The sequence below is a fragment of the Methylocystis sp. Sn-Cys genome, assembly GCF_016745395.1.
Taxonomy (GTDB): domain Bacteria; phylum Pseudomonadota; class Alphaproteobacteria; order Rhizobiales; family Beijerinckiaceae; genus Methylocystis; species Methylocystis iwaonis.
Genome location: NZ_JAERVJ010000004.1, coordinates 296742 through 322450, shown reverse-complemented (window position 1 = coordinate 322450; position 25709 = coordinate 296742). Strand labels below are relative to the sequence as shown.

Genomic DNA, 25709 nt, shown 5'->3' with positions numbered 1-25709 from the left:
TTCGTCGCTGACGCTCCTCGCAATGACGGCGCCCCGGCGGGTTGCGGGTGTCATTCCCGACGCGCGGAGCGCGATCGGGAATCCAGGGCAGCATTCGAGAAAGCTGCCCTGGATTCCCGGTCGGGCTTTCAGCCCGCCGGGAATGACATTGACCGCCTATGCAAGCGTTCATGCCGCCTCCGCAAACAGAACGCCCGCCTCCGGCGCGATCGTCAGGCGCACCTCGTCGCCAATGGCGAAGCGCCCGTCATAGGCGCCGACGCGCAGCACGGCGTCGGGCGCCACGCGCACGCGCAGCAGCGTATATTCGCCGCGAAAGACATAATCCTCGACGCGGCCGGCTATGCCCTGCCCTTCCCGCGAAATCTCGATACGCTCTGGCCTGATGGAGAGCGTCGCGCGCGCGCCTTCAGGAAGCGCGCATTCGGCGCGCGGCAGGCGCGCGAAGGAGGTCACGAAGGCTGCGCCGCCGTCCCGCGCCACCACGCCCTCGATGAAATTGGTCTCGCCCACAAAGCCGGCGACGAAACGCGTCGCAGGTTTCTCGTAAATGTCGATTGGCGACGCGATCTGCTCCAGCCTGCCGGCGCGCATAACGGCGATGCGGTCGGCGATCGCCAGCGCCTCATCCTGGTCGTGCGTCACGATGACGAAGCTCGTTTGCGTCTTGCGCTGGATTTCCTTGAGCTGAAACTGCGTCTCCTCGCGCAGCTTGCGATCGAGCGCGCCGAGCGGCTCGTCGAGCAGCAGCAGCGCCGGCCGCGGCGCCAGCGCGCGGGCGAGCGCGACACGCTGACGCTGACCGCCTGATAATTCGTTGATCCGCCGCGCGCCGAAGGGCGAAAGCTGCGTCATCTCCAAAAGCTCGCCGACCCGCGCGCGGATCGCCTCTTCACGCTCGCCCTTGCGACGCAGGCCGAAGGCGATGTTCTCGAAGACGTCGAGATGCGGAAATAGCGCGTAGGACTGGAACATCATATTCACGGGCCGCCGATAGGGCGGCACGCCGGCAAGATTTTCGCCGCGCAGCGTCAGACGGCCAGCGTCGGGCGCCTCGAAGCCGGCGATGCAGCGCATCAGCGTGGTCTTGCCACAGCCCGACGGACCGAGCAGCGCGAAGAATTCGCCGGCGCCGACGTCGAGCGTGATCTCATCGAGCGCGACGACGGCGCCGTATCTCTTCGATACGCCCTCGACCGAGAGGAGCGGCGCGCTCACCTCGCGGAGTCCTCCTTGGCGAATTCAGCGCGCCAATGCCGCACGAGGCTGTCAGTGGCGGGAATATCCTCCAGCGAGACAAGACGCAGCCCGTCGACCGCGAGCGCCTCGATCTGCGCTTGCGTCAGCGGCCATGGCGGACGGGCGGTCTGCTGCCCTTCGTCGCGCGCGCGGGCGATCACGAGCAACTTGCCGCCCGGCGCAACAAGGGACGCAAGCGCCCGCGCGGCTTGCGGCAGCAGCGCCGCCGGCAACGCCTGCAACGTGTAAAGCTCGTGGACGAGATCGAAAGCGCCGCGCCATTCCGCCGGCGCGCCAAAGAGATCTGCGGCTCGGTAGCGAACCGCGCTTTGCGGAAAGCGGCGTTGCGCCCATTCGACGGCGCGCGGCACGAGATCGAAGGCCGTGACCTGCGCCCCCGCTGCAGCGAGCGCCTCGGCATTGTCGCCGAGCCCGCAGCCGACGTCGAGCGCGCGCAGCCCCTCGAGCGAACGCCGCTCCAGCCATTGCGTCAGCAAGGGATGCGGGATGAGATTGGCCCAGGGCACGCCTGCCGGATCATCGGCGGCAAGCTCATAGACCGCCTCGAACCAACCCTTGCGCTGCGGATCGGCCTCGGCGCCGCCCTCGCGCATGTGGGGATCGATCGCGTCGAGCCGTTCTCTGGCGCGCGCGCGTCTATCGCCGAATTCAGCGTCTCTCATGCTTTTGCCTTTGGTTCGCGCGCCTTCTCCACCCAGCGGCCGCTGTCGTCCTGTTGCTGATAGACGAGCGTCTGGCCGGCGTCGCGCAGCTCTTTCCATTGCGCGCGCGCGTTGGCGAGTTCTTCCGGGTTTTCGCCGTCGAAGAGCAGCACGGCGCGCTCGGCAGGCGCTGCGTCGCTCGCGAGAATCGGCGCGATATGTGCGCCTTCGACGAAGAAGCGCACATCGGCGTGGTTGGGATTATCATCGCCGCTGGTGAGGTAGATCGGCTGGGTCTCAGGCGACGCGTCCCGCTTGGTCCCATGCGGCAGAAAACTCTCGGGCCGATAGGACCACAAGCGCTGATCCAGCGCGTTCACCCGCGCGTCGCTCGTCGCCTGCACGACGACGCGCCAACCGCGCGCTAGAGAGCGCTCCAGCAGCGTGGGCAGCGTGTCTTCGATCTTGCGGGTCTGGTGGTGGTAGAAGGAGATGTCGACCATTGGCCCCTCGCGACCGGCGGCGGGGCCTTTGATGGCCAATTCGGCGGCCGCGCGCAAGAGCCGAGCGGATGGCCAGCCCCGCACCAGACCGGCGCGCAATCTTCCTCCTCAGTTTTTTCCTGAAGAGGGATTGATCGAGATGGCTTTCGAACGCCCCGCCGCGCCTGCAACGAACGTCCAGAACGCCGGTCTTCCGGCCGCGAGCCCGATCGATCCCGCCGCATGGGAGGCCGCGAACCTCAGGCGCCAGGGGCTGTCCCTATGGGCGGTGGGCGCGCTCGTCGAAGCGACCGAACTCCTTGAAAGCGCGGCGCGTCTCGCGCCGGCCGATGCGCGCATTCTGAGCGACTTTGGCAGCCTTCTCTACGCGACCGGCCGGCCGGCGGAGGCCGTCCATTACCTCTCGACGTCTCTGAGGACCGACCCCGCCCATCCGCAAACCTGGTTGATGCTCGCCAACGCCGCTCACGCGCTCGGCGACATGAATGTGGCGGAACAGGCCTTTCTCGCCGCGCTCGACATTGCGCCGAATCTGCCGGGCGCCGTGACGGGCCTGGGGCTGCTCCATTTCGAGCTGCGCCGCTTCGAGAGCGCCGAACGTCTGCTCTCCGCCGTCGCCTCGGAGCAGACCGTCACCGGGCCGGCAATCTATGCCTGTCTCGGCGAAGCGCAGCGCATGCTCGGGCAATTCTCGCAGGCGCGCGAGTCGTTCCAAAAAGCCGCCGCCGGATTTCCCCTAGAGGCCGGGATCCAGCGCAAATACGCGCGCGTTGCGCTCGTCGCCGCAGCGATCGACGAACCGGTCGAGGCGGCGCTCCGCATCTATGAAGAAGCCGCTGGCGGCCACGCGGAAGACGTCGAAACTGTCTTGCGCGACGCCTTTCAGATGCTCTGCGGCTTCGGTCACGAGCCCGGCGCCATCCGGCTGGCCGAGGCGCTGCTCGATCTCGCGCCGGAAGATCGCGTCATCCGCTATCATCTCGACGCGCTCCAGGGGACGGCCCATGCGCGCGCGCCCGACGCCTATCTGACCGCCTGCTTCGATAAATTCGCCCCCAATTTCGAGACGCAGCTCATCGACGTGCTGGGCTACAGCCTTCCCGCCACCTGCGAGAAGCTCCTGTCCGAAACCGGGCGGCGCTTCGGTAAAGTCTTGGATCTGGGCTGCGGGACCGGGCTTGCGGCGCCCTTCCTGGCGCGGCTCGGCGAGGAACTTACCGGCGTCGACATCTCTGCCGGCATGCTGGAAAAAGCCGGGGAACGCGGTCTCTATCACCGGCTTGTCGAGAGCGAAGCCATCGCCTTTCTCGCCGCGGACGACGCGCGTTTCGACCTCGTCACGGCGCTCGACGTCCTCGTCTATTTCGGCGATTTGTCGGCCCTCTTCGAACAAACGGCGCAGCGTCTGACGCCGGGCGGTCTCTTCGTCGCGAGCTTCGAAACCGGCGAAGGCGCGGACTACCGCCTGCGCCCCTGCGGCCGGTTTGCGCATGCGCCGGATTATGTCGCCGCCGTCGCAGGAGCGCGTTTCGAAACGCTCACCCGCGTCGCGACGACGCTAAGGCTGGAGGCCGGCGCCCCAGTGGCCGGCGAAGTCGTGGTCCTGAGACGCCTCTGAGCGGTCACGCCCGCCCGGAGCCCGGGGTCCAGGAGGGCGGATCGCTGGCGGGGAAAGATTCGACGCCCGCTTCGTAAACCGTGTCCTCCTCCCCCTCGTAAATCAGAGCGACGTCGAGTTCGCAGCGCATCTTGGCGCGGCGCGAGAGGCGCTCGATCGCCTCTTCGGCCGCCTGCCTTTCCTCCTGCGTGTTCACGGCGCCCTTCACCACGACCTCGTCGCCATGGACGTCGACGCGGATGCGCGATACATCGACCGCGTTCTCCCGCATCGCCTCCAATATCGCGGTCTTCACATCGTTCGGCAGCGCCGCCGTCATGTTCTCGACTCCAGAACCGATGGCGCGCCGCAGCCAAGCCGCGGCGCGACGTGATTGCGCCGAAACGCTCACATATGAGCGGTGGTTACGCGGTCGGCTCCCTCCGACGGCAGCATGTAGCCGCCCCAGATCATCAGCGCCGAGACCGCGAGATGCAGCCAGTTGTCCGGCCCGTTGACGGCCATCCAGCTCAGCGCGTCGGTGGAGATGAAGCCGATGACTGTAATGATGCCGTAGACGATGCCGATGACGCGCAGCGCCATGCCGGAAGAGTTGTAAGAGGGCGCCGCCAGCAGAATGCCGCCGCTCACCAGATGGACGACATTGTGGACGGTGTTGACGTCGAAAAGGCCGCGCCAGGACACGAGCGGATTGGGAAAGAATCCCAGAATGCCCACGATGAGGAAGATGCCGCCGATGATCTTGGCCAGCGTGTCGGCGTTCACGTTCTGGCCGGCAATGCTGCGTTGCATTTCATGTTCCTTTCGCTCTGCCGCATCCAACGGATGCGCCGATCGACCGGGAATGCGCGCATTCCCTCAGGGCCGATAGGTGGGACGGAGCCAAAGGTTTTCAAATAAAAATCATGTGCTTGGGCGCGGCCGGCCGGACCGCGGGCGACACCGTCATTGCGAGGAGCGTAAGCGACGAAGCAATCCAGGGCAGCGATGGGGCTCTGGATTGCTTCGCTCCGCTCGCAATGACGGGAGAGCGGATTTACCCCTCGTAATGATCCTTCACCAGCCGATCGAGCAGACGCACGCCGAAGCCGGAGCCCCAGCTCTGGTTCACGTCGCTGGAAGGCGAGCCCATGCCCGTGCCGGCGATGTCGAGATGCGCCCAGGGCGTCTTGCCGACGAAACGATGGAGGAACTGCGCCGCCGTGATGGAGCCGCCGTGACGCCCGCCGGTGTTCTTCATATCGGCGAATTTCGAGTCGATGAGCTTGTCGTAATATGGCCCCATGGGGAAGCGCCACAGCTTCTCCCCCGTCGCCGTCCCCGCCTTGGCAAGGCGCTCGGACAGCTCGTCGTTGTTCGAGAAGAGGCCGGCATATTCCTGGCCCAGCGCCACCAGAATCGCGCCGGTCAGCGTCGCGAGATCCACGACCGCGGCGGGCTTGTGCTTCTCGATCACATAAGTGAGCGCGTCGGCGAGCACGAGGCGGCCTTCCGCATCGGTGTTGATGACCTCGATGGTCTGCCCGGACATGGATTTGACAATGTCGCCGGGCCGCTGCGCCTTGCCGTCGGGCATGTTCTCGACGAGGCCGAGCACGCCAACGACATTGGCCTTCGCCTTGCGCGCGGCGATAGCGTAGAGCGCGCCGGTGACGGCCGCCGCGCCGGCCATGTCGCCCTTCATATCCTCCATGGAGGCGGCGGGCTTGATCGAAATGCCGCCGGTGTCGAAGACGACGCCCTTGCCGACGAAGGCGACGGGCGCGGCGCCCGCCGCGCCGCCGTTCCAGCGCAGCACGACGAGGCGGCTCTCATTCTCGGAGCCCTGCCCGACGCCGAGCAGCGCCCGCATGCCGAGCTCCGCCATGGCCTTCTCGTCGAGGATTTCGACCTCGACGCCGAGCTTCATCAGCTCCGAGGCGCGGCGGGCGAATTCGGCCGGCGACAGAACATTGGCGGGCTCATTGACCAGCGTGCGGGCCAGAACCACCGCCTCGGCGGTGTGCGTAGCCTCGAGCACATGCGCCTTCGCGCTCTCCGCGTCGGCGACGCCGAGCTGGATCTCGATCGGACCGTCCTTGTCCTCGTCTTTCTTCTTCGTCTTGTATTGATCGAATTTATAGGCGCGCAGCCAGCCGCCGAGCGCGAATTGCGCCGCCGCAGCGGCTGGCTCGGACGGCGCTTCCGGCAGGTCGAACAGGACCACGGCCGCCGCGCCCACAGCCAGCTTCCCAGCCGTCTGGCCGCCGAGCGACAGATAGTCCTCGAATTTGGCGGGCTTGTCGGAATCGTCCGAATTGCCGGCCCCCACGCCGATAACAAGGAGCCGGCTCGCCGCCACGCCGACAGGCGCGAGGATCTCCAGCACCGAACCGGCCTTGCCCTTGAACTTCGTCGCGCCCGCAGCGCGCTCGATCTGCGCCTGCGCCTCCTTCAGCAGCGCCTTGACGCGCTCCGACATCGCAAGCTCGTTTCCGGCGAAAACGACGAGGGTTCGCGGGCGGGCGGCGTCCTCGGGCGCGCGCAGAGCGGCCTCCGCCTCATCGAAGGAAAGGACCTCGAATTTCGCATTGAGAGACATTGCCGCCTCGCTGGAGGGTCGCGCGGCGCTAGAATTGGCCGCGCTGAAGAAAACATTGGTCGCGCAATATCGCGGCCAAGGGCCCCGGTCAAATAGCCTCGCCGGGTCGCGCCCCCAAATCGCCGCGATCGGGCCAGAAAATGGCGACGTTGCGCAAAAGCAACGCTCGAGAAATGAATTAGTCTGAACCTCGACCGTATCCGGAGCGGCGCTTGCCTGGACGCGCGGGAGCGTCTAGCGATCGTTAATGAGCGTTTAACGCTGCGTTTTGAGTCACTTGAGAAGGAGCGAACCGAGGCCGATGGCGACGATGACGCGATGCCGCGCCCCGGCCTATGCTCCCTTCCGCCGCGCCGGAGCGCGGTCGTGATCGGCGTGACCATCACCCGCTATTTCGGCATGCGCTTCACGCGCGCCATTCTGGCGATTTTTTTCGCCATCTTCTGCCTGATGTTCGTCGTCGTCTTCGTCGAGACGCTGCGCCGCGCCAGCGACAATCCGGCGGCCGGCGCGGGAATGATCGCGCTGATGACGGTCATGAAGGTGCCGGCCGCGGCGGAGATGATTCTCCCCTTCGCCGTTCTCTTCGGCTCCATGGCGACTTTCGTCGACCTGACCCGCAAGCTTGAGCTGATCGTGGCGCGCGCCGCCGGCATGTCGGTCTGGCAATTCGTCGCCGCGCCGGCGCTCGCCGCGCTTCTCATCGGGATCGTCTCGGTGACGATCTACAACCCGCTCTCCGCCAAAATGAAGCAGCGCTCGGATCAGATGGAGCTCGAGCTGTTCGGGCGGGAGGGGAGCGTTCGCGTCGATCGCGGCGTGTGGCTGCGTCAGCACGGCGTCGACGGCCTTGCCGTCATTCACGCGAATCTGACGGCCAACAGCGGCGTCGATCTCGAGGGCGTGAGCGTCAATATCTATTCGGCCGACGGCGGCTTCGTCGAGCGCGTGGAGGCCGGCAAGGCGCATCTCGAGCCGGGCGTGTGGGTGCTGCAAGGGGCGACGGTCAGCGCGCCCGGCGAACCCGCACGCCAGGTCGATTCTTATATGCTCGCGACCGACATCACCCCCGAGCAAGCCGCCGCCGCCACGACGCCGGCGCAGGGCACGCCCTTCTGGGATCTCCCGGAAATGACGGCCCGCACGACCGAGGCTGGACTCGACGCGACAGAATATAGACTGCAGTTCCAAACCCTTCTGGCGCGCCCCCTGCTTCTCGTCGCCATGGTCCTGGTCGCCGCGAGCTTTTCGTTAAGGTTCTTTCGGTTCGGCGGCGTGGCCAAGACGCTTTCCGGTGGCGTTGTGGCTGGCTTCGTGCTTTACATCGCCACTAAAATCTTCTCCGACCTCGGGGGCGCCGGGATGATCTCTCCACTCGTCGCCGCATGGTCGCCTGCACTCGTCGGGAGCATGTTGGGCACGCTTACTTTGCTCTATTCGGAGGACGGCTGATGTCTCGCCGCCTTCGCCGCCTCTCGGCTCTCCTCTCCAGCGTCGCCGCCTTAACGGGCGGCGCGGCGGTCTTTGCTTCGCCCGCCTCGGCCGCGCCGGAAGGCGCGGGCGCGCGCATGGTCGTCGAGGCCAAGGAGATGATCTATAACGAGAAAGCCAACACCGTCACGGCGCGTGGCCAGGTGCAGCTTCTCTACAAAGGCCGCCTGCTCGAGGCGGACCGCGTGGTCTATGACCGCAACACGTCACGGGTCTATGCGGAGGGCCACGCCAAGCTCACCGAGACCAATGGCACGATCGCCCGCGCAGAGCGCTTCGATCTGACCGACGACTTCAAGGCCGGCTTCATCGAGAGCCTCCAGGTCGACACGGCCGACGACACCCATTTCAGCGCGCCGCGCGCCGAACGCACGGATGGCGTCACGACCTTCGACATGGGCGCCTATACGGCCTGCGAGGCCTGCAAGGACGACCCCTCGAAGCCGCGCACCTGGCAATTGAAGGCCAAGCGGATCATCCACGACAACGCCGAGAAGACGATCTACTACGAGGACGCGACCTTCGAGTTCCTCGGAACGCCGATCGCCTATGTGCCCTTCTGGTCCTCCGCGGATCCGACGGTGAAGCGCAAGTCCGGCTTGCTGACGCCCGTCTTCACCTATCGCTCACAGCTCGGCGCGGGCGTCGGGGTTCCCTATTTCTGGGCGATTTCGCCCGATTCCGACCTCACGATCACGCCCACCATCTTTTCCCGCCAGGGGCCCTTCCTGACGGGCGAGTTCCGCAAGCGCTTCGAGAACGGCGGATTTTCGGTCCGCGCCGAAGGCACGCATGTCGGCGATCCGAGCGCCTTCGCCATCGCTCCCTATGGCGCCCGCAATCGGGAATGGCGCGGCGCGCTCCAGACTCAGGGCGACTTCTGGCTCAACGACCGCTGGCGCGCCGGCTGGGATATAACGGCGCTCTCGGATCGCTATTTTCTGCAGGACTACAAGCAGTTCAACTATCTCCTGCAGAACTATTACTTCCGCGAATCGTCCTCGACGATCTATCTGAACGGCCAGGGTCCGCGCAGCTATTTCGACATGCGCGGCTATTACTTCCAGGGTCTCTCGCCCAGCGACGTGCAGGCGCAGCAGCCGCTCGTGCATCCGGTGATCGACTATAATCGTGTCTTCGACGTCGATCCGGCCAAGACCGCCGGCGTCGGCGGCCAGATCGAAATCGACGCCAATTTCACGAGCACCTCGGCGGACGTCGCCAATTACGAGTCGATCAACCCGCGCACGCTGGACAGGATCTACGGCCTTTACAACGTCTGTCAGTCCTACAATCGCGACGTCGTTCCACAGCGCAGCACGTGCCTGTTGCGCGGCATCGGCGGCGCCTACCAGCACGCCACGGTCATGGGCGACTGGAAACGCAAGGTCATCGACCCCATCGGCGGGGTCTGGACGGCCTTCGCCTTCGCGCGTTTCACCGGCAGCTATCTCGATTACGACCGGCAGGGCCTCTACCCGATCTACAATAGTTCCTGGCAACCGATCCCCAACGCCAATCAGGGCCTGTTTCTGGACGGCCTGGATCAGCGTTTCCGCGGTCAGGCGACGCCGGGCTTCGGCGCCGAATGGCGCTATCCCATCCTCGCGCGCAGCCCCATCGGCAATATTGTCGTCGAGCCCATCGCACAAATTGTCGCGCGCCCGAACCAGACGTCGATTCCCTCGCTCGTCAATATGGACGCGCAGAGCCTCGTCTTCGACGACTCGACCTTGTTCGAATGGAACAAATTCTCGGGCTACGACCGCTTCGAGACCGGCACGCGCCTGAATTACGGCGGGCAGGCCACGCTGACGCTCGGCAATGGCGGCTTCGTCAACGCCATGGTCGGCCAGTCGACGCAGCTCGCCGGCGCCAACGGCTACGCCACCGCCGACGCCGCCAATGTCGGCCTGAACTCGGGCCTCAACAGGCGCACGTCCGACATCGTCGGCCGTTTCGCCTTTGCGCCCGCCTCCTTCATGAGCTTTGTCGCGAAGGGTCGCTTCGACAAGGAAAGCCTGATCGCGAAGCGCATCGATCTGTTCGCGACATTCAACTTCGATCCGCTGTCCCTGCAGTTGCAATACGCCAATTACGCGTCCCAGCCGGCGATCGGCTTCGACGTCCGTCGGCAGGGTCTTTCGGCCACTGGCCGCTACGACATCACGAAGAATTATTTCCTGAACGGCACCGTCACTTTCGACATGAGCCGTTATCTCTACAATAATCTCACTCAAAACCCGTATCTGTACACCGCCTATACGGGCGCCAATCTCAACGGCACGGCGCCGCTCTTCTCGGTCGCGGCGCTGGGCGCGGGCGTCGGCTATCACGACGAATGCACGACGCTGTCGATCAATTACTCCCAAATCTATCAGCCGCAGGCGAACACCGGCCTGCCGGCGCGCAACCAGGCCGTCATGGTGTCCCTGCAGTTCCGCACGCTGGGCGAGGCGCGCTTCAATTACGGCCTCGGCTCGGTGCTCGTGAACGACGGCGTGCGCAACGCCACGTCGGGCAGCTCCTATTCGAGCGGCTACGGCGGAAGCTACATGCGCTGATCAAACGACGGCCTCGGCCCCCTGAATGACAGGGGCGAGGCCGTCTGTTAAAAGCGGCCTCACTCCAGAACACGCCCCGAATTGCGGAAGGCGCTTTATCGCCCCGCGCATGAAGGAGAAATCGATGCGCCTTTCCCCGTCCCGCGCTGCGTCCTGGCGCGCTCTTGCCGTCGCCGGCGCCCTTGCAGGGGTCATTTTCGCCGGCGCGACGCCGTCGCGGGCGGCCGACGCCTTTTCCGACCAGCAAAAGGCCGGCATCCAGAAAATCATCCACGACTATCTCGTTTCGAATCCGGAAGTGATCCGCGAGGCGATCGAGGCGCTCAAGAAACGCGAGGAAGCGGCGGAGCTGGCGTCGCGCGAGAAAGCCGTCGTGGAACACGGCGAGAAGATCGTCCATTCGGCAAATCAGGCCGTCGTCGGCAATCCGGACGGCGACGTCACGCTGGTCGAATTCTTCGACTACAACTGCGGCTACTGCAAGCAATCGCTCGCCTCGGTCGCGAAGCTCATCGAAACCGATCCGAAGCTGCGCGTCGTTCTCAAGGATTTCCCGATTCTCGGGGCGGACTCGGTCGATGTCGCGCATATCGCGACCGCCGCCCGCATGCAGCTCTCGCCCGCGAAATTCTGGGAATTCCACAAGAAGCTGCTCTCGACGCGCGGGCACATCGGCAAGCAGCAGGCCATCGCGGCGGCGAAGGAGGTCGGCGCGGATATCGACCGGCTCGAGAAAGACGCCGACAGCGCCGAGACGCAGGCCGCGCTGAAGGAAGTCGCCGCTCTCGCCGAACAGCTCAAATTCGACGGCACGCCGTCATGGGTCATCGGCAAGGAGGCCGTCGTGGGCGGCCTGCCCTTTGCGCAGCTCAAGGCGAAGGTCGACAACATACGCAAATGCGGCAAGGCGACCTGTTGAGGCGCCCGGACCGCGAGCCTTCACGCTCGCATTGACCGGACCGCGCGCCTTCGGGCTCGCATTAAAGAGCGCGCCTGAAGGCGCGCGGTCCGGCGCGCCCTTTCCTGCCGGGCTTCCTTTGCGGGGCCAATGCGGCTAAGAGAGACGCGCTTCGCTCTTTGAAGAAAATCGATCGTTCGGGAAGGCAATGTCAGCCGTACACGTGCTCAACGGTCCAAATCTCAACCTTCTCGGCAAGCGCGAACCCGGGATCTACGGATCGGCGACCCTGGACGACATCCGCGCCCAGCTCGACGAACGCTGTAGGGCGAAGGGCGTCTCGCTCGTCTTCAAGCAATCGAATTTCGAGGGCGATCTCGTCACTTGGATTCAGGAGGCGGGCGCCGCGGGCGCGCCGGTCATCCTCAACGCCGGCGCCCTGACCCACACGTCGATCGCGCTTTACGACGCGATCAAAGGCGCGCAGGCGTCCGTCATCGAAGTCCATCTTTCCAATGTGCATGCGCGGGAGAGCTTCCGCCATCACTCGTATATTTCCCCGGCGGCGCGGGGAGTCATCGCGGGCTTCGGCCCGCTTTCATATTTGCTGGCCCTCGAGGCCATTCTCCAAAACATCTGAGAAAGACCTGGGAAAAACCATGGCGCGCAAAGCACAGCCCACCAAGACCACGCGCGGCCGCCGCTCCTCGGCCGCCGCCGCCCCCGTTCGCACGCCCGCCCCGGCCCGCGCAGCGGCGCCTCGCGCCGCCGCCGCGACCGCGCCTTTGATCGACCCTGCGCTGCTGCGCACCATCGCCGAGCTCGTGGCGCAGAGCGATCTCACCGAGTTCGAGGTCGAGAAGGGCGATTTGCGCATTCGCGCCGCCCGCACGCCGGCCCCGCTCGCCGCGCCCGCGACCGTCACCATCGCCGCCCCGGCGCAGACGGCTTATGCGCCCGCGCCTGTCGCTGCGCCCGCCCCCATCGCAGCGCCCGCGCCCGCTGCGCCGCCGACCGAGGAATCCCTCGCCGAACATCCGGGCGCGGTCAAATCGCCGATGGTCGGCACAGCCTATCTGCGCCCCAACCCCGACGCCAAGCCCTTCATCGAGATCGGCTCGCGCGTTTCGGCCGGCGACAAGCTGCTGCTGATCGAAGCGATGAAGACCTTCAACGACATCGTCGCCCCGAAATCGGGCGTCGTCACCGCCATCATCGTCGAGGACGGCCAGCCGGTCGAATATGGCGAACCTCTCCTCGTGATCGAATAAGGCGCGCGGATGTTCGACAAAATCCTCATCGCCAATCGCGGCGAAATCGCGCTGCGCGTCTTGCGCGCGGCGAAGGAGCTCGGCGTCGCCACCGTGGCGGTGCATTCGACCGCCGACGCCGACGCCATGCATGTGAAGCTCGCCGACGAGTCCGTCTGCATCGGCCCGCCGGCGGCGCGCGATTCCTATCTCAACATCCCGGCGTTGCTGTCGGCCTGCGAGATCACCGGCGCCGACGCCGTGCATCCGGGCTATGGCTTCCTCTCCGAGAACGCCCGCTTCGCGGAAATTCTCGAAGAGCACAACATCACCTTCATCGGCCCCAAGTCCGAACATATCCGGCTGATGGGCGACAAGATCGAGGCGAAGGCCACCGCCAAGCGCCTCGGCATTCCCTGCGTGCCGGGCTCGGATGGTCCCGTGCTCTCCGAGAAGGAGGCGCTGAAGGTCGCGCAGAAGATCGGTTTTCCCGTGCTGGTGAAAGCGGCCTCCGGCGGCGGCGGACGCGGCATGAAGGTCGCGCGCGACGCGCATGACCTCGGCGTCGCCATGGCGACGGCGCGCACGGAAGCCAAGGCCGCCTTCGGCGACGACACGGTCTACATCGAGAAATATCTCGAAAAGCCGCGCCATATCGAAATCCAGGTTTTCGGTGACGGCAAGGGCCAGGCCATCCATCTGGGCGAGCGCGACTGCTCTTTGCAGCGCCGCCACCAGAAGGTGTTCGAGGAAACCCCCTCCCCCGCGCTCAACGACACGCAGCGCCGCGAGATCGGCGAAGTTTGCGCCAAGGCCATGCGCGAATTGCAATATGCCGGCGCAGGCACGGTCGAGTTCCTCTACGAGAATGGCGAGTTCTATTTCATCGAGATGAACACGCGCATTCAGGTCGAACACCCTGTCACCGAGTCGATCACGGGCGTCGATCTCGTCTGCGAGCAGATCAGGGTTGCGGCCGGCTCGCCGCTCTCGATGAAACAGGAAGACGTGCAGTTCTACGGCCATGCGATCGAGTGCCGCGTGAACGCCGAACATCCGTTGACCTTCCGCCCCTCGCCGGGCCGCATCGCCTATTACCATCCGCCGGGCGGCGTCGGCGTGCGCGTCGATTCGGCTGTCTATCAGGGTTATTCGATTCCGCCCAATTACGACTCGCTGATCGGCAAGCTGATCGTCCACGGCCGCAACCGCACAGAGGCGCTCATGCGCCTGCGCCGCTCGCTCGACGAATTCATCGTCGACGGCATCGACACGACGCTGCCGCTGTTCCGCACGTTGGTGCGCAACGCCGACGTGCAGAACGGGATCTACGACATCCATTGGCTCGAGCATTTCCTGGCGACAGGCGGGATCGAGCCGGAGGTTTGATTATCCTCATTGAGTTGCGGACGCCCGAGTAAGCGAAGGGAAGTCCGTCATTGCGAGCGGAGCGAAGCAATCCAGAGCGTCATCGCGGCTCTGGATTGCTTCGTCGCTGCGCTCCTCGCAATGACGGAGACCGCCGGAAGGACCGAACTCTCCCCCCACCCGCCGTCTTCGCATAAGTGGCGTCCGCGGCGACGGCCTGATAAAGTTTGCCAGATAGCGACCGCTGCATTTTTCCAGATTAGGCGCTATCCTTTTACCTATGTCGAAACCCGGCGCCTCCTACGCCATCACGCCGCAGCTTTTGCTGCGCGCCTATTCCATCGGTCTCTTTCCCATGGCGGAGAGCGCCGAGGACGACCAGCTCTTCTGGGTCGACCCTGAAAAGCGCGCGATCTTTCCGCTGGACACCTTCATCGTCTCACGCTCGCTCGCCAAGACCGTGCGCTCGGATCGTTTCGAGGTTGTTGTCGACCGCGACTTCGACGCGGTGATCGAGGCTTGCGCCGCGCCCGCGCCGGATCGCGAGAAGACCTGGATCAACGACGAAATCCGCCGCCTCTATCGCCAGCTTTTCGACATGGGCTTCGCCCATACGGTGGAATGCTGGCGCGACGGTCAGCTTGTTGGCGGTCTCTATGGCGTGGCGCTACGCGGCGCCTTTTTCGGCGAGAGCATGTTCCATCGCGAGCGCGACGCTTCCAAAGTGGCGCTCACTCACCTCGTGGCGCGGCTGCGCGCCGGCGGCTTCCAGCTCCTCGACACGCAGTTCATGACCACGCATCTCGCCTCGCTGGGCGCGATCGAGATTTCGCGGGACTCCTATCATCGCGCGCTGGAAGAGGCGCTCTGCGTCGTCGCCAACTTCCATGTCTGGAAGCCGGAGGAGAGGGTCTCCGGCCACCAGGCGCTCGCCGCGCTTGAGGATTGATTCCATTTCCGTTTGAACAGCTCGCGTGAGGATTTGTCATTCCCGGCGGGCTGAAAGCCCGACCGGGAATCCAGAGCCACAGATGAGCTGGTTTTGCTCTGGATTCCCGATCGCTCGCTGCGCGAGCGTCGGGAATGACAGCGAACTAATCAAGCGGATCCCGTATGATCAGAACGGCAGAAGCCCGCCCGGCTGCGGCTCCACAGGCGTCACGGCGGGCGACGACCGCCTCTTCTTTTTCTTCTGCGGCTGAGGCTGCGCCGGAGCTTCGGCCGCGCCGGCGTCGGGCGCGGGGGCGCCGTCCATGGCGGGCTGCGGCGGAACCGAATCGGACGGGCCGATCGGCGCGTTCTCCACCGGCGCCGGAGCCTTGGGCTCCACCTTGCGCGAGCGCTTCTTGCGGCCCGTTTCCGGCGCAGGCGCGGCGGCGCCGTCTACCGACGGCTCCTCGGCGGCGACGGGCGTCGGCGCGTTCTCCTTGCCGCCCTTACAATCAACGAGCCAGACGTCGTAGACCGGATGCTCCACGCCATGGAGGCCGGGGCTCGCCGCAAACATCCAGCCGGAGAAGATGCGCTTGGCCTCCTGCCGCGTCTCGGACTTGGCGTCGGCGCGCGCGTCCTTCAACTCGGCCTTTGCCTGCCGCTCCAGCCGGCTTGCGACCTCGTCGACCTCGACGAAGCTCGTCGTTTGCGGCGCTTCGGTCTGCGGCCGCGTGTTGCAGACGCGCGGCGTCACATTCAGCGAGCCGAATTGGACGGTCTCGTCGATCGCCACGTCGAAATTGATGATGCGACCGGTTGTCTTGTCGAGGCCGGCGAAGATGGCGGTGGGATGGCGGATGGGTTCGGCGGCGGCCACGCCAGAGAGCGCGGCCATGAAGGCGCCGAGCGCCAAGCCGTAACGAAGGGATGAGATCATCATGTCACCGCGCCGCGCGCAGCGGCCAGAGGAAAACGCTGGACCGACATAAACAGGCAAGAAAGGCGTTTCCGTGGACGGAAGGGGAATCAGCCCTCCGGCCGCCAGGCGACATAGTCGCCGCCGCTCGGCGTGCGCTCGCCGGTCGAGAGCTGCGATCCCGGCGGCCGGTAGGCGAGCGGCGTGCCGGTCAAATTCGCCTGATGCGGCAGCTCCCACTCCTTGCGGGCGTAGTTTTCCTTGGTGGGCGGGGTATCGACCGTGTGATGCAGCCAGCCGTGCCAGCCCTGCGGAATCGCGGAGCCCTCGCAATAGCCGTTGAAGATCACCCAGCGGCGCTCGATGCCCAGCGCCTTGTCCTTCTTTCCGCCGCGGCGGCGGTAATAGACATTGCCGAACTCGTCCGTCCCCACGCGTTCGCCATAGAGCGCGGTCCACAGGCTCGTGTTGAGGGTCGCGCGATCCCACCAGGTGAAGAAACGGGTGAAGATGGACATAATGCGTTCGGCCTCTTCTTTGCGGCGCGCCTTGCGCCGGCCAGTCGGCGTCGTTGCGCTCCTTATGGCGTTGCGGCGCGGCGGTGTCTAGTCTCGCGTGGCGGCCGAAGGGGCGATAAACGCCCCAAAAGCCCTCGGCCCATCGCCTGTCTCGACCTTGCCCTCGACCTTCAGGGTTTTGGCGTCGATGGACCAGAGCTCGTTTGAAAACCAGCTCGCGACGTAAACCCGCGAACCGTCGCCGCCCGTTGCAATTCCTTCGGGATATTCGCCGACTTTCACGACGCTGAGGGGCGCGAATGTCGCCGTGTCGAAGACGCTCACGCTATCGGCGTGCTGGTTCGCGACAAACACCCGCCCGCTCGCCAGCGCCGCCGTATAGGGACGGCTCTGCGTTTTCAGCGTCGCGACGACCTTGCGGGCGGCGATGTCGATCACGCTGACGTCGTCCGATTCGACATTGGCGGTATAGGCGCGGGCGCCTGCGGCGTCGATCGTCACGCCGAAGGGATGTTTGCCGACCGGCAGCGTCGCGATGCGGGTAAAGTTTTGCGCGTCGATGAAGGAGACGGCGTTGTCGTCGCGATCGGCGACGATGATGGTCTTGCCGTCGGGCGTCACCGCGACCCCCGAGGCCATGGCGCCGACGCCGACGGAGCGCAGCTCGCCCTGCTCCGGGTCGACCTCGACGAGCCGGCGCCCGTAGAGGTCGGCGACATAGACGCGCTTGCCGTCCGGGGCGGCGGCCACGCCGAGCGGCCCTCCGGCGATCGGGATGCGTCGCTCGACCTTATGCGCTTTGGCGTCGATGATTGTGAGGAACTTGCCTTCCGGGCTCGTCACATAGGCGCGCGCGCCGTCGCGGCTGACAGTAATCCCCGCCGGCTTGCCGCCGATGGGGAGGCGCGCGAGCGGCTTCATCGTTGTGACGTCGATAATGTCGAGCGCATCGGCCCCCTGCGCAGTGACGAAGGCTTCGTCGGCCTGAGACACGGAGGAAAAAAGCATCGCGGCAAGACAGACTGCGCGCGTTGCCCTCTCCCGCTTGCGGGAGAGGGTGGCCCCTGCGTGAGCAGGGGTCGGGTGAGGGCGGCCCTCATCCGTCACGCCTTCGGCGCGACACCTTCTCCCGCAAGCGGGAGAAGGGAGGCTCGGACGCTTCATCTCCCCTCCACCCGCGCCTTCAGCGCCGCGAGACCGGCGCGGTGCAGCGCCGTCACGGCGGCGAGGGCCGTGTCATCGTCGAGACCCGGCGGCGGGTCGTTGAAAGGATGGCCGCGATAGAAGCGGCCCTTCCATTCGGCGAGCGATTTGCCCTCCCCGGCGGGCTTCACCGTCACATGCGTCATGTAATTGATGGCCGGCAGCCGCCTGACGTCGTCATGGTCGCGATGCCAGGCGAGCGTCATACGCCCGGCGTCCCATCGCACGAGCGTTTCATCCACCGCGCCGCCATCGGCCATGAGGAGCTTCCGCTTGGCCTTCTCCGGCTCATTGCCGCCGCTCGCCTCGACGCCTTTCACGCCGGGCAGCCAGTCGTAATGGGCGAAGTCGCTCGCCACCGCCCAAACCTTTTCGGGCGGCGCATCGATGAGGATGGTCTCGATCGATTTGAGCGGGGCCGCGCCATGGGCGGCCCAGGAATTCGGCCCCGGCGTGGGGGGCTCGGCGCCGGCGACGGCCGCCAACGCCATTGAAGCGAACGCCGCCAGCGCGAGAAGCGCGGCGCGGCGGGACAGGTTGGACATTTTACAATCCTCCCGGCGCCCCTCTCGCGCTGGGCTATCGGGTTACTTGCCTTCGGCCTTGGCCTTCAGCCCGGCGAGGCCGGCGGTGTAGACGCCCGTCACGGCTTTGATCGCCGCTTCGTCGGAGAGCTCCGGCGGCGGGTCGTTGTTCATGAAGCCGCGATAGAAGGCGCCCTTCCATTCGACTTCCGTCTTGCCGCCCGCGTCCTTGACGGTGATCGTCGAGGAATAGTTGTTCACCGGCAGAACCTTCACGTCGACATTGTCGATCTTATAGCTGATCGACTTGCCGGCCGCGTCGTATTTCGTGACCGACTCCTCGATCACGCCGCCGTCCTTGAGCGTCAGCTTGCGCTTGGCGCCGACGTCATTGCCGCCCGCGCCTTCGGTCTTGGCGACCGGGGGCAGCCAGCTCATGTCCTGGAAATTGCCGACGATGGCCCAGACCTTGTCGGCCGGCGCGTTGATCTCGATCTTCTCGACCACTTTCTGGCGCGAGGGGCCATGCGCGAAGGCGGGGGCCGTCGCCAGCCCGGCGGAAACGAGCGAGAGGGCCGCAACGACGACAGCGCGGCGCGCAATCACAAAGGACATGGGAATTTCTCCTGGGGAACCTTCCTCCACCGCCAGCGCGGCGGCTGAGCACATAAGGGCGCCGCAAGCGGCGACGTCAAGGGCGGCGCAGCAAGACGCTGGCGCTCGGCGGGGGCATCCGTCCCGTTCCTGAGACAGCTACGGGTGAATTCGTCCTGCGCCTTGTCACACGCCTGTCTCACGCCCGCGCGATCAGCGCGGCGATGCCCTATATCCGCGCTTTCGCCTTCGCCGCCGCCATGGCGGCCGCCTTCATCTTTCTCGTTCCGATCCAAACGATCGCGCGGCGGCGCGGCTGGGCGGTTCAGCACTCGATCCAAACCGGCTTCTGCCGGCTGATGTGCATCGTGATCGGCATCAAGGTGGCGCCCGCGGGCGCCCTGCCCGCCTCGCGCCCGCGTTTCGTGGTCTCGAACCATGTTTCCTGGACGGACATCATCGCGCTCGCGAGCCTTTATCCGCTGGTCTTTTTGGCCAAGAGCGAAGTGGCGGGCTGGCCGGTTCTCGGCTTTCTGGCGCGACTGCAGGGCACGGTTTTCGTGCCGCGCGGCTCGCGCAAGGACATTCCGCTGGTCAACGCCGCGCTCTGCGGCGTTTTGCGCGGGGGCCGCGATCTCGTCGTCTTTCCCGAAGGCACATCGAGCGCGGGCGTCGACGTTCTGCCGTTCAAGCCGGCGCATTTCGACGCCATCCAAGGGTATGACGGCGCGGTGGCCATCGCGCCGGCGGCGATCCTTTACACGGACGGCGCGCGGCCGGTCGATGTCGGCTGGTATGGCGACATGACCTTCCTGCCGCATCTGTGGAGCCTCATGAAACGCGGCGGCGTTCAGTGCCGCATTGCCTTTGGCGAGGCAATCGCATTCGAGGGCAAGGATCGCAAAGCGCTGGCGGCGGAGACTGAAGCGCAGGTGCGGGCGATGTTGCAGGAGATGCGACGGTAAGGGCGCTAATCTCCGGCCACCGCCGTCATTGCGAGGAGCGTAAGCGACGAAGCAATCCAGAGCCGAGGCGTGGCTCTGGATTGCTTCGCTCCGCTCGCAATGACGGGCGTCGCTGCCGGAAGGCCTTACGCCGCGCGGCGCTCGACGCCGCTGAAATATTCGATGTAGCGCGCGCCGATCTCTGCGACTGGCATCACGACGAAGACATCCGTCGTGTTGAATTTGAGGTCCACCACCGCGCCGTCGCCGAAGCGCGCGCCGAGGCGCAGATAGCCCTTGATGAGCGGCGAGAGCGCCTCGCGCGCCGCCTTGGCGTCGAGGCTGTCCTTCGGCGCCATGGCCATGGGCACATAAAGATCGGTCTTCGCCTTCACCCGCCACTCGCCCTGCGCGCCGGCGTAATGGGCGAGATAGCTCAGCGCCTGGGCGTGGGCGAGTGGGCTCACGCCCGGAAAGCTCGCGCAGCCGATCATCACGTCGATCTGATGCGCGCGGATATAGGCGAGCAGGCCGCGCCACAGCAGCTCGATCGTGCGCTTGCTGCGATGCGACTCCAGCACGCAAGAGCGGCCGAGCTCGAGAATCCGCTTGCCGGCATGACGCGCGAGCAAGGGCGCGATGTCATATTCACCGGCAGAGTAAAAACCGCCGGCCTTCTGCGCCATGTCGCCGCGCAGCAGCCGATAGGCGCCGACGATCTTCGGCTTCACCTTGCCGCGCTTATTCGTCCACGCATGATCGATGACGATCAGATGGTCGCAATATTTGTCGAACTTGTCGGCGTCGCGGCGCGTGAAGGCGGTCTTGGCGTCCGGGATCGCGCCGCCTTCCTTATAGAAGACCTCGTAACGCAGGCGCTGCGCTTTGCGGATCTCGCCCTTGCGACGCGCGAGCCGCGCCTCGAGCGAGCCCATGCGGCCAAGCGTTTCAACAATGGTCTTGTTCTGCGGCGAAGGCGGCTGAAGATTTGTCAGAGCGGCGATCGTCCGCCCAATATCCGCGTGGCTGGTCCACATCCGCGATAATTCCCCCGCGATTACAGAAATTTTTTCATCACGATTCCACAAAGCTTTTGTGACGCGCCGATTGGTGACACAAGCCCCGCCAGGCTCTAGTTTTGCCCGCGAACTTCCGGAGGCAAAGCATGATTTTTGGGCGGCAGGCGCTTTTCCTGACGGCGGCGATCGCGCTCACGGGGCCGGCCTGCGCGGAGGAGATCGTCCCGCTCGCGGGCTGCTACGAACGCGTCTACGACGCCGCCTGGCTCCAGGCGCATCGCGGGCAGATCGTGCGCAAGGTCGCCCTTTCGGTCGCCAAGACCTCCGTCCCCGAAACGCCCGGCGAAAAGCAGCGCATCCTCGCCGACGCCATGCTCGCGATGTGGTCGGGCAAGACCGCCTTCAGCACGATCGGCGCCTGTTTTTGGGAGCGGACCGGCCTCGTCTGCAACGCCGCGCTCTCCGCACAGGAAACCGAGCGCTGCAAGAGCAAGGAAGACGGCGTGCGCGCCTGCCGCGTGTCGTTCAATGACTCGGGCTCTTTTACGCTGGAGCAAAAGCCCGAAGGATTGATGCTCACGATCCGCGAGCGGCTGGAGCTTCCGGGCCCCGAGGCGCGCGGAAGCTACCTCTATCTCAGCCCCGCCAACGCCGAGAACCACGCTTTTCTGCTGAAGCCCGCGCCGGCGGCGAGCTGTAAATAGCCTGCAAGCCTCAGTGGCGCCCGTCATTGCGAGGAGCGAAGCGACGAAGCAATCCACAGCCATTCCGCTGCCCCGGATTGCTTCGCTTCGCTCGCAATGACGGGGTAGCGCCGACCTTTTCTGGCCTTGCCTCTGGATTTATCCCCAGAATTCACCGATTTGTCCACATGTTGTCTCCCTGTTAATATCCGCCACAATATCTTGACGACATCTTCAGACTCGCGCAGTGTGGAGGCACAAGATCATGACGTCACGGCGAGCGTTCTTCGCAACGTCTGGCTGTGTCCGGCTTCCGCCGGAGGTCGTCATTTTACTTGAGCGTAATCCTCGTATCCGGCGTTCCAACCTCGCGAGCAGATTCGGCCGCGGGCGACGGCGCGCCTCTAACCGAGTTCGTATTGCGGACATTTGCGTCGCGGGCCGGCGAACGGCTGCGCGCGAGCGCGGCCTCGCGCCTGAAGGAGATTGAAGGGCATGAAAATCGAGCGGCGTTACACCACGGCGGGCGAGTCTCCATACGCGTCTATCGAGTTCCGCACGGCCAAGAGCGAGATCCGTAATCCCGACGGATCCGTGGTGTTTTCGCTCGACGGCATCGAAGTGCCGGCCCAATGGAGCCAAGTCGCCTCAGACGTGCTCGCGCAAAAATATTTCCGTAAGGCGGGCGTGCCCGCGCAGCTGAAGAAGATCGAGGAGACCTCCATCCCCTCCTTCCTGTGGCGCTGCGTCGCCGACACGGAAGCCCTCGCCGCGCTCCCCAAGGATCAGCGCTACGTCTCCGAAATCTCCGCCAAGCAGGTCTTCGACCGGCTCGCCGGCGCCTGGGCTTATTGGGGCTGGAAGGGCGGCTATTTCGACGCCGAGGAAGACGCCCAGGCTTTCATGGACGAGCTGCGCTACATGCTCGCCATGCAGATGGCGGCGCCCAATTCGCCGCAATGGTTCAACACCGGCCTGCACTGGGCCTATGGCATAGACGGGCCGAGCCAGGGGCATTTCTACGTCGACTTCGCCAATGGCAAGATGGTGAAGTCGAAGTCGGCCTATGAGCATCCGCAGCCGCACGCCTGCTTCATCCAGTCGATCGAGGACGATCTCGTCAACGACGGCGGCATTATGGATCTCTGGGTGCGCGAGGCGCGCCTGTTCAAATATGGCTCCGGCACGGGCACCAATTTCTCCAAGCTGCGCGGCGAGAAGGAGAAGCTCTCGGGCGGCGGCTCCTCCTCGGGCCTCATGTCCTTCCTCAAGATCGGCGACCGCGCCGCGGGCGCGATCAAATCCGGCGGCACCACGCGCCGCGCGGCGAAGATGGTCGTCGTCGACGTCGACCATCCCGACATCGAGGCCTTCGTCGATTGGAAGGTGAAGGAGGAGGAGAAGGTCGCCTCGCTCGTCACCGGCTCCAAGATCGTCAAGAAACATCTCAAGGCCATTCTGCGCGCCTGCGTGAATTGCGAGGGCTCGGGCGACGATTGCTTCAATCCGGAGAAGAACCCGGCGTTGAAGCGCGAGATCAAGCTCGCCCGCAAGAACGACGTGGCGGACAATTACATCAAGCGCGTCATCCAATTCGCCAAGCAGGGCTACAAGGATATTTCCTTCGACACCTATGACACGGATTGGGACAGCGAGGCCTATCTGACCGTCTCCGGCCAGAACTCCAACAACTCCGTGCGCGTGACGGATGAGTTCCTGCACGCCGTCGAGAACGACGGCGAGTGGAGCCTCATCAAGCGTCTCGACGGCAAGGTTGCGAAGACGCTGCGCGCCCGCGATCTGTGGGAGAAGATCGGCTACGCCGCCTGGGCGTCGGCCGATCCGGGCATTCAGTTCCACACCACGATCAACGACTGGCACACCTGCCCGGCCGGCGGCGACATCCGCGCCTCCAATCCGTGCTCGGAATATATGTTCCTCGACGACACGGCCTGTAACCTCGCCTCGCTGAACCTGCTGCAGTTCCGCGATCCGACGACCAAGCGCATCGACGTCGAGTCTTACGAGCACGCCGTGCGCCTGTGGACCGTGGTGCTCGAAATCTCCGTGCTGATGGCGCAATTCCCCTCCAAGGAGATCGCGCAGCTTTCCTATGAATATCGCACGCTGGGCCTCGGCTTCGCCAATATCGGCGGCCTGCTGATGTCCTCGGGCGTCGCTTACGACAGCGAGGCTGGTCGCGCCATCACCGGCGCGCTCTCGGCGATCATGACCGGCGTCTGCTACGCGACCTCCGCCGAAATGGCGAAGGAGCGCGGCCCCTTCGTGCGCTTCATGGAAAACCGCGAGGCGATGCTGCGCGTCATCCGCAATCATCGCCGCGCGGCGCGTGGCGAGCGCGCGGGCTATGAGGGCCTCTCCGTCAATCCGGTGCCGCTCGACGTCGCCGCCTGCGCCGACGCGCGGCTCGCCGAACATGCGGCGGCGGCCTGGGACAAGGCGCTCGCGCAGGGCGAGCTCTACGGCTATCGCAATGCGCAAGTCAGCGTCGTCGCGCCCACGGGCACGATCGGCCTCGTGATGGATTGCGACACGACCGGCATCGAACCCGACTTTGCGCTGGTGAAATTCAAGAAGCTTGCCGGCGGCGGCTATCTCAAGATCGTCAACCGCGCCGTGCCGGAAGGTCTGCGCGCGCTCGGCTATCGCGAGAGCGAAATCGCCGAGATCGAGGCCTATGCCGTCGGCCACGCCTCGCTCGCCAATGCGCCGGCGATCAACACGGCGTCGCTGCGCGCGCGCGGCTTCACCGACGAGAAGATCGCGGCAGTCGAAGCCGCTTTGCCGAGCGCCTTCGACATCAAATTCGTCTTCAACAAATGGACGCTCGGGCCGGACTTCCTCACCGGCGTGTTGAAGGTGAGCCCTGAGCAGCTCGACGACAAGAATTTCGATCTGCTGACGCATCTCGGTTTCTCCAAACAGGAGATCGAGGCGGCGAATATTCACGCCTGCGGCGCCATGACGTTGGAGGGCGCGCCCTTCCTGAAAGGCGAACATTACGCCGTCTTCGATTGCGCCAATCCGTGCGGGCGCACGGGCAAGCGCTATCTCTCGGTCGACTCGCATATCCGCATGATGGCGGCGGCGCAGCCCTTCATCTCGGGCGCGATCTCCAAGACCATCAACATGCCGAATGACGCGACGATCGAGGATTGCGAGCAGGCTTACTTGCTCTCCTGGCGTCTCGGCCTCAAGGCCAATGCGCTGTATCGCGACGGCTCCAAGCTCTCGCAGCCCTTGTCGGCCCAGCTCATCCAAGGCGAGGACGAAGAGGACGACAAGGTCGAGGAGCTCATCGCGCAAAACATGCCGGCGCGCGCCGCCAATGTCGCGGAGCGCATCGTCGAGCGCGTCATTCACCAACTGGTGCGCGAGCGCGAGAAGCTTCCCGATCGCCGCAAGGGCTATACGCAAAAGGCGGCGGTGGGCGGCCACAAGGTCTATCTGCGGACCGGCGAATATGCCGATGGGCGTCTGGGCGAAATCTTCATCGACATGCACAAGGAAGGCGCGGCCTTCCGCAGCTTGATGAATAACTTCGCCATCGCCATCTCGCTCGGCCTGCAATATGGCGTGCCGCTCGAAGAATATGTCGACGCCTTCACCTTCACCCGCTTCGAGCCCGCGGGCCCGGTGCAGGGCAATGACGCGATCAAGAACGCGACGTCGATCCTCGACTATGTGTTCCGCGAGCTTGCCGTCTCCTATCTCGGCCGCAGCGATCTCGCGCATGTCTCGCCCGACGACATCGGCCACGACGTGCTGGGCAAAGGCGAGCACGAAGGCAAGGCCACAGAGACGAGCGCCATCGTCTCGCGCGGCCTGTTGCGCTCCAAGACCGACAAGCTGATGGTGGTGCACGGCGGCGCCGTGGCGCTGCGCGAAACGCCGGAAGTGACGCGCGAGGAAGCCAGCGAGCCGCTCTCGCAGCTCGGCTGGACGGAGCCGACGAAATCGGTGCAGGGCATGGCGGAAAAACGCGCCGAAGCGCGAATGAAGGGCTATGTCGGCGAGGCTTGCCCGGAGTGCGCGAATTTCACCTTGGTGCGCAATGGGACGTGCTTGAAGTGCGAGACGTGCGGAAGTACGACGGGGTGTAGCTGACCGAAGCTGAACGCGTGCGTGTGCGTGCGTAACCTCTCAACCGTCATGGCCGGCCTTGTGCCGACCATCCACG

General features: G+C 65.2%; 23 protein-coding genes. 11 read left to right on the top strand and 12 right to left on the bottom strand.

All coding sequences use genetic code 11. From position 1 onward, the window contains the following. Positions 1-168: 168 nt before the first annotated feature. The 3 genes from JJT62_RS10935 to JJT62_RS10925 are packed head-to-tail and all read right to left on the bottom strand — an operon-like array spanning position 169 to position 2404. The gene (locus JJT62_RS10935; protein WP_202072781.1) at positions 169-1218 is read right to left on the bottom strand and encodes an ABC transporter ATP-binding protein; all 1050 of its coding nucleotides are present in this window, start codon (positions 1216-1218) and stop codon (positions 169-171) included. Continuing rightward, positions 1215-1922 carry a bifunctional 2-polyprenyl-6-hydroxyphenol methylase/3-demethylubiquinol 3-O-methyltransferase UbiG gene (locus JJT62_RS10930; protein ID WP_202072780.1) on the bottom strand — a complete coding sequence of 236 codons (708 nt, stop codon included), beginning with the start codon at positions 1920-1922 and terminating at the stop codon, positions 1215-1217. Before JJT62_RS10930 ends, JJT62_RS10935 begins: the two co-directional genes overlap by 4 nt. Further along, entirely contained in the window at positions 1919-2404 is a 486-nt protein-coding gene (locus tag JJT62_RS10925) for a DNA polymerase III subunit chi (protein ID WP_202072850.1), read from the bottom strand. The genes JJT62_RS10930 and JJT62_RS10925 overlap by 4 nt, the downstream gene beginning before the upstream one ends. A gap of 139 nt (positions 2405-2543) precedes the next feature. Between JJT62_RS10925 and JJT62_RS10920 the strand changes: the two genes are divergently transcribed. Beyond that, positions 2544-4022, top strand: coding sequence for a methyltransferase domain-containing protein (locus tag JJT62_RS10920; RefSeq protein ID WP_202072779.1), 1479 nt, complete (start codon positions 2544-2546; stop codon positions 4020-4022). A gap of 4 nt (positions 4023-4026) precedes the next feature. Here JJT62_RS10920 and JJT62_RS10915 read toward each other — a convergent pair whose 3' ends face one another. The 3 genes from JJT62_RS10915 to JJT62_RS10905 all read right to left on the bottom strand — a co-directional run bounded on the left by JJT62_RS10915 (position 4027) and on the right by JJT62_RS10905 (position 6603). Next, complete coding sequence (locus JJT62_RS10915; protein WP_202072778.1) at positions 4027-4341, bottom strand: BON domain-containing protein; 315 nt, start codon at positions 4339-4341, stop codon at positions 4027-4029. A 68-nt stretch (positions 4342-4409) separates the two neighbouring features. Continuing rightward, positions 4410-4814 carry a DUF4383 domain-containing protein gene (locus tag JJT62_RS10910; RefSeq protein WP_202072777.1) on the bottom strand — a complete coding sequence of 135 codons (405 nt, stop codon included), beginning with the start codon at positions 4812-4814 and terminating at the stop codon, positions 4410-4412. A 244-nt stretch (positions 4815-5058) separates the two neighbouring features. Beyond that, on the bottom strand, positions 5059-6603 hold the full coding sequence (locus JJT62_RS10905) for a leucyl aminopeptidase (RefSeq protein WP_202072776.1): 1545 nt from the start codon (positions 6601-6603) through the stop codon (positions 5059-5061). A 366-nt stretch (positions 6604-6969) separates the two neighbouring features. Between JJT62_RS10905 and lptG the strand changes: the two genes are divergently transcribed. The 7 genes from lptG (at position 6970) to aat (ending at position 15123) form a co-directional block, all read left to right on the top strand. Further along, entirely contained in the window at positions 6970-8055 is a 1086-nt protein-coding gene (lptG, locus tag JJT62_RS10900; RefSeq protein ID WP_202072775.1) for an LPS export ABC transporter permease LptG, read from the top strand. Beyond that, positions 8055-10658, top strand: coding sequence for an LPS-assembly protein LptD (locus tag JJT62_RS10895; protein ID WP_202072774.1), 2604 nt, complete (start codon positions 8055-8057; stop codon positions 10656-10658). Before lptG ends, JJT62_RS10895 begins: the two co-directional genes overlap by 1 nt. Before the next feature lie 124 nt (positions 10659-10782). Next, positions 10783-11577, top strand: coding sequence for a DsbA family protein (locus tag JJT62_RS10890; protein WP_246744828.1), 795 nt, complete (start codon positions 10783-10785; stop codon positions 11575-11577). Between the two features lie 187 nt (positions 11578-11764). Then, positions 11765-12196 carry a type II 3-dehydroquinate dehydratase gene (gene aroQ, locus JJT62_RS10885; RefSeq protein ID WP_202072772.1) on the top strand — a complete coding sequence of 144 codons (432 nt, stop codon included), beginning with the start codon at positions 11765-11767 and terminating at the stop codon, positions 12194-12196. A gap of 19 nt (positions 12197-12215) precedes the next feature. Beyond that, a complete protein-coding gene (gene accB, locus JJT62_RS10880; protein WP_202072771.1) occupies positions 12216-12827 on the top strand; it encodes an acetyl-CoA carboxylase biotin carboxyl carrier protein in 612 nt (203 codons plus the stop codon). Between the two features lie 9 nt (positions 12828-12836). Next, complete coding sequence (accC, locus tag JJT62_RS10875) at positions 12837-14195, top strand: acetyl-CoA carboxylase biotin carboxylase subunit (protein ID WP_202072770.1); 1359 nt, start codon at positions 12837-12839, stop codon at positions 14193-14195. 259 nt (positions 14196-14454) lie between these two features. Continuing rightward, positions 14455-15123 (top strand): leucyl/phenylalanyl-tRNA--protein transferase, encoded by a 669-nt coding sequence (gene aat / locus JJT62_RS10870; protein WP_202072769.1) that lies wholly within the window; start codon positions 14455-14457, stop codon positions 15121-15123. Between the two features lie 168 nt (positions 15124-15291). Here aat and JJT62_RS10865 read toward each other — a convergent pair whose 3' ends face one another. The 5 genes from JJT62_RS10865 to JJT62_RS10845 form a co-directional block, all read right to left on the bottom strand. Next, positions 15292-16044 carry a DUF2155 domain-containing protein gene (locus JJT62_RS10865; protein ID WP_202072849.1) on the bottom strand — a complete coding sequence of 251 codons (753 nt, stop codon included), beginning with the start codon at positions 16042-16044 and terminating at the stop codon, positions 15292-15294. 89 nt (positions 16045-16133) lie between these two features. Next, positions 16134-16541, bottom strand: a complete 408-nt coding sequence (locus tag JJT62_RS10860; protein WP_202072768.1) for an NADH:ubiquinone oxidoreductase subunit NDUFA12 — start codon at positions 16539-16541, stop codon at positions 16134-16136. A gap of 87 nt (positions 16542-16628) precedes the next feature. Then, on the bottom strand, positions 16629-17549 hold the full coding sequence (locus JJT62_RS10855) for a YncE family protein (protein ID WP_246744827.1): 921 nt from the start codon (positions 17547-17549) through the stop codon (positions 16629-16631). Positions 17550-17701: 152 nt separating this feature from the next. Next, positions 17702-18289, bottom strand: a complete 588-nt coding sequence (locus JJT62_RS10850; RefSeq protein WP_202072767.1) for an SRPBCC family protein — start codon at positions 18287-18289, stop codon at positions 17702-17704. A 42-nt stretch (positions 18290-18331) separates the two neighbouring features. Further along, positions 18332-18883, bottom strand: coding sequence for an SRPBCC family protein (locus JJT62_RS10845; RefSeq protein WP_202072766.1), 552 nt, complete (start codon positions 18881-18883; stop codon positions 18332-18334). Between the two features lie 203 nt (positions 18884-19086). Between JJT62_RS10845 and JJT62_RS10840 the strand changes: the two genes are divergently transcribed. Continuing rightward, positions 19087-19827: a 1-acyl-sn-glycerol-3-phosphate acyltransferase gene (locus JJT62_RS10840; protein WP_202072765.1), complete on the top strand. Its 741-nt coding sequence runs from the start codon at positions 19087-19089 to the stop codon at positions 19825-19827. A 125-nt stretch (positions 19828-19952) separates the two neighbouring features. Here the strand turns inward: JJT62_RS10840 and JJT62_RS10835 are convergent, their stop codons facing one another. Then, positions 19953-20843, bottom strand: coding sequence for a GNAT family N-acetyltransferase (locus tag JJT62_RS10835; RefSeq protein ID WP_202072764.1), 891 nt, complete (start codon positions 20841-20843; stop codon positions 19953-19955). Positions 20844-20971: 128 nt separating this feature from the next. On the opposite strand from JJT62_RS10835, the gene JJT62_RS10830 reads away from it, so the two are divergent. Both JJT62_RS10830 and JJT62_RS10825 read left to right on the top strand, forming a co-directional pair. Further along, on the top strand, positions 20972-21529 hold the full coding sequence (locus tag JJT62_RS10830) for a hypothetical protein (RefSeq protein WP_202072763.1): 558 nt from the start codon (positions 20972-20974) through the stop codon (positions 21527-21529). A gap of 474 nt (positions 21530-22003) precedes the next feature. Further along, positions 22004-25636: a vitamin B12-dependent ribonucleotide reductase gene (locus tag JJT62_RS10825; protein WP_202072762.1), complete on the top strand. Its 3633-nt coding sequence runs from the start codon at positions 22004-22006 to the stop codon at positions 25634-25636. Positions 25637-25709 lie beyond the last annotated feature (73 nt).

Excerpts from the sequence above, each read along its gene's own strand:
- JJT62_RS10925 (WP_202072850.1), bottom strand. The coding sequence starts at position 2,404 with ATGGTCGACATCTCCTTCTACCACCACCAGACCCGCAAGATCGAAGAC.
- JJT62_RS10915 (WP_202072778.1), bottom strand. The coding sequence starts at position 4,341 with ATGACGGCGGCGCTGCCGAACGATGTGAAGACCGCGATATTGGAGGCG.
- JJT62_RS10840 (WP_202072765.1), top strand. The coding sequence starts at position 19,087 with ATGCCCTATATCCGCGCTTTCGCCTTCGCCGCCGCCATGGCGGCCGCC.
- JJT62_RS10860 (WP_202072768.1), bottom strand. The coding sequence starts at position 16,541 with ATGTCCATCTTCACCCGTTTCTTCACCTGGTGGGATCGCGCGACCCTC.
- JJT62_RS10895 (WP_202072774.1), top strand. The coding sequence starts at position 8,055 with ATGTCTCGCCGCCTTCGCCGCCTCTCGGCTCTCCTCTCCAGCGTCGCC.
- JJT62_RS10825 (WP_202072762.1), top strand. The coding sequence starts at position 22,004 with ATGAAAATCGAGCGGCGTTACACCACGGCGGGCGAGTCTCCATACGCG.
- accB (WP_202072771.1), top strand. The coding sequence starts at position 12,216 with ATGGCGCGCAAAGCACAGCCCACCAAGACCACGCGCGGCCGCCGCTCC.
- JJT62_RS10920 (WP_202072779.1), top strand. The coding sequence starts at position 2,544 with ATGGCTTTCGAACGCCCCGCCGCGCCTGCAACGAACGTCCAGAACGCC.
- JJT62_RS10865 (WP_202072849.1), bottom strand. The coding sequence starts at position 16,044 with ATGATCTCATCCCTTCGTTACGGCTTGGCGCTCGGCGCCTTCATGGCC.
- JJT62_RS10830 (WP_202072763.1), top strand. The coding sequence starts at position 20,972 with ATGATTTTTGGGCGGCAGGCGCTTTTCCTGACGGCGGCGATCGCGCTC.
- JJT62_RS10890 (WP_246744828.1), top strand. The coding sequence starts at position 10,783 with ATGCGCCTTTCCCCGTCCCGCGCTGCGTCCTGGCGCGCTCTTGCCGTC.
- aat (WP_202072769.1), top strand. The coding sequence starts at position 14,455 with ATGTCGAAACCCGGCGCCTCCTACGCCATCACGCCGCAGCTTTTGCTG.
- JJT62_RS10905 (WP_202072776.1), bottom strand. The coding sequence starts at position 6,603 with ATGTCTCTCAATGCGAAATTCGAGGTCCTTTCCTTCGATGAGGCGGAG.
- JJT62_RS10845 (WP_202072766.1), bottom strand. The coding sequence starts at position 18,883 with ATGTCCTTTGTGATTGCGCGCCGCGCTGTCGTCGTTGCGGCCCTCTCG.
- JJT62_RS10835 (WP_202072764.1), bottom strand. The coding sequence starts at position 20,843 with ATGTGGACCAGCCACGCGGATATTGGGCGGACGATCGCCGCTCTGACA.
- JJT62_RS10930 (WP_202072780.1), bottom strand. The coding sequence starts at position 1,922 with ATGAGAGACGCTGAATTCGGCGATAGACGCGCGCGCGCCAGAGAACGG.
- JJT62_RS10850 (WP_202072767.1), bottom strand. The coding sequence starts at position 18,289 with ATGTCCAACCTGTCCCGCCGCGCCGCGCTTCTCGCGCTGGCGGCGTTC.
- accC (WP_202072770.1), top strand. The coding sequence starts at position 12,837 with ATGTTCGACAAAATCCTCATCGCCAATCGCGGCGAAATCGCGCTGCGC.
- JJT62_RS10855 (WP_246744827.1), bottom strand. The coding sequence starts at position 17,549 with ATGCTTTTTTCCTCCGTGTCTCAGGCCGACGAAGCCTTCGTCACTGCG.
- JJT62_RS10910 (WP_202072777.1), bottom strand. The coding sequence starts at position 4,814 with ATGCAACGCAGCATTGCCGGCCAGAACGTGAACGCCGACACGCTGGCC.
- aroQ (WP_202072772.1), top strand. The coding sequence starts at position 11,765 with ATGTCAGCCGTACACGTGCTCAACGGTCCAAATCTCAACCTTCTCGGC.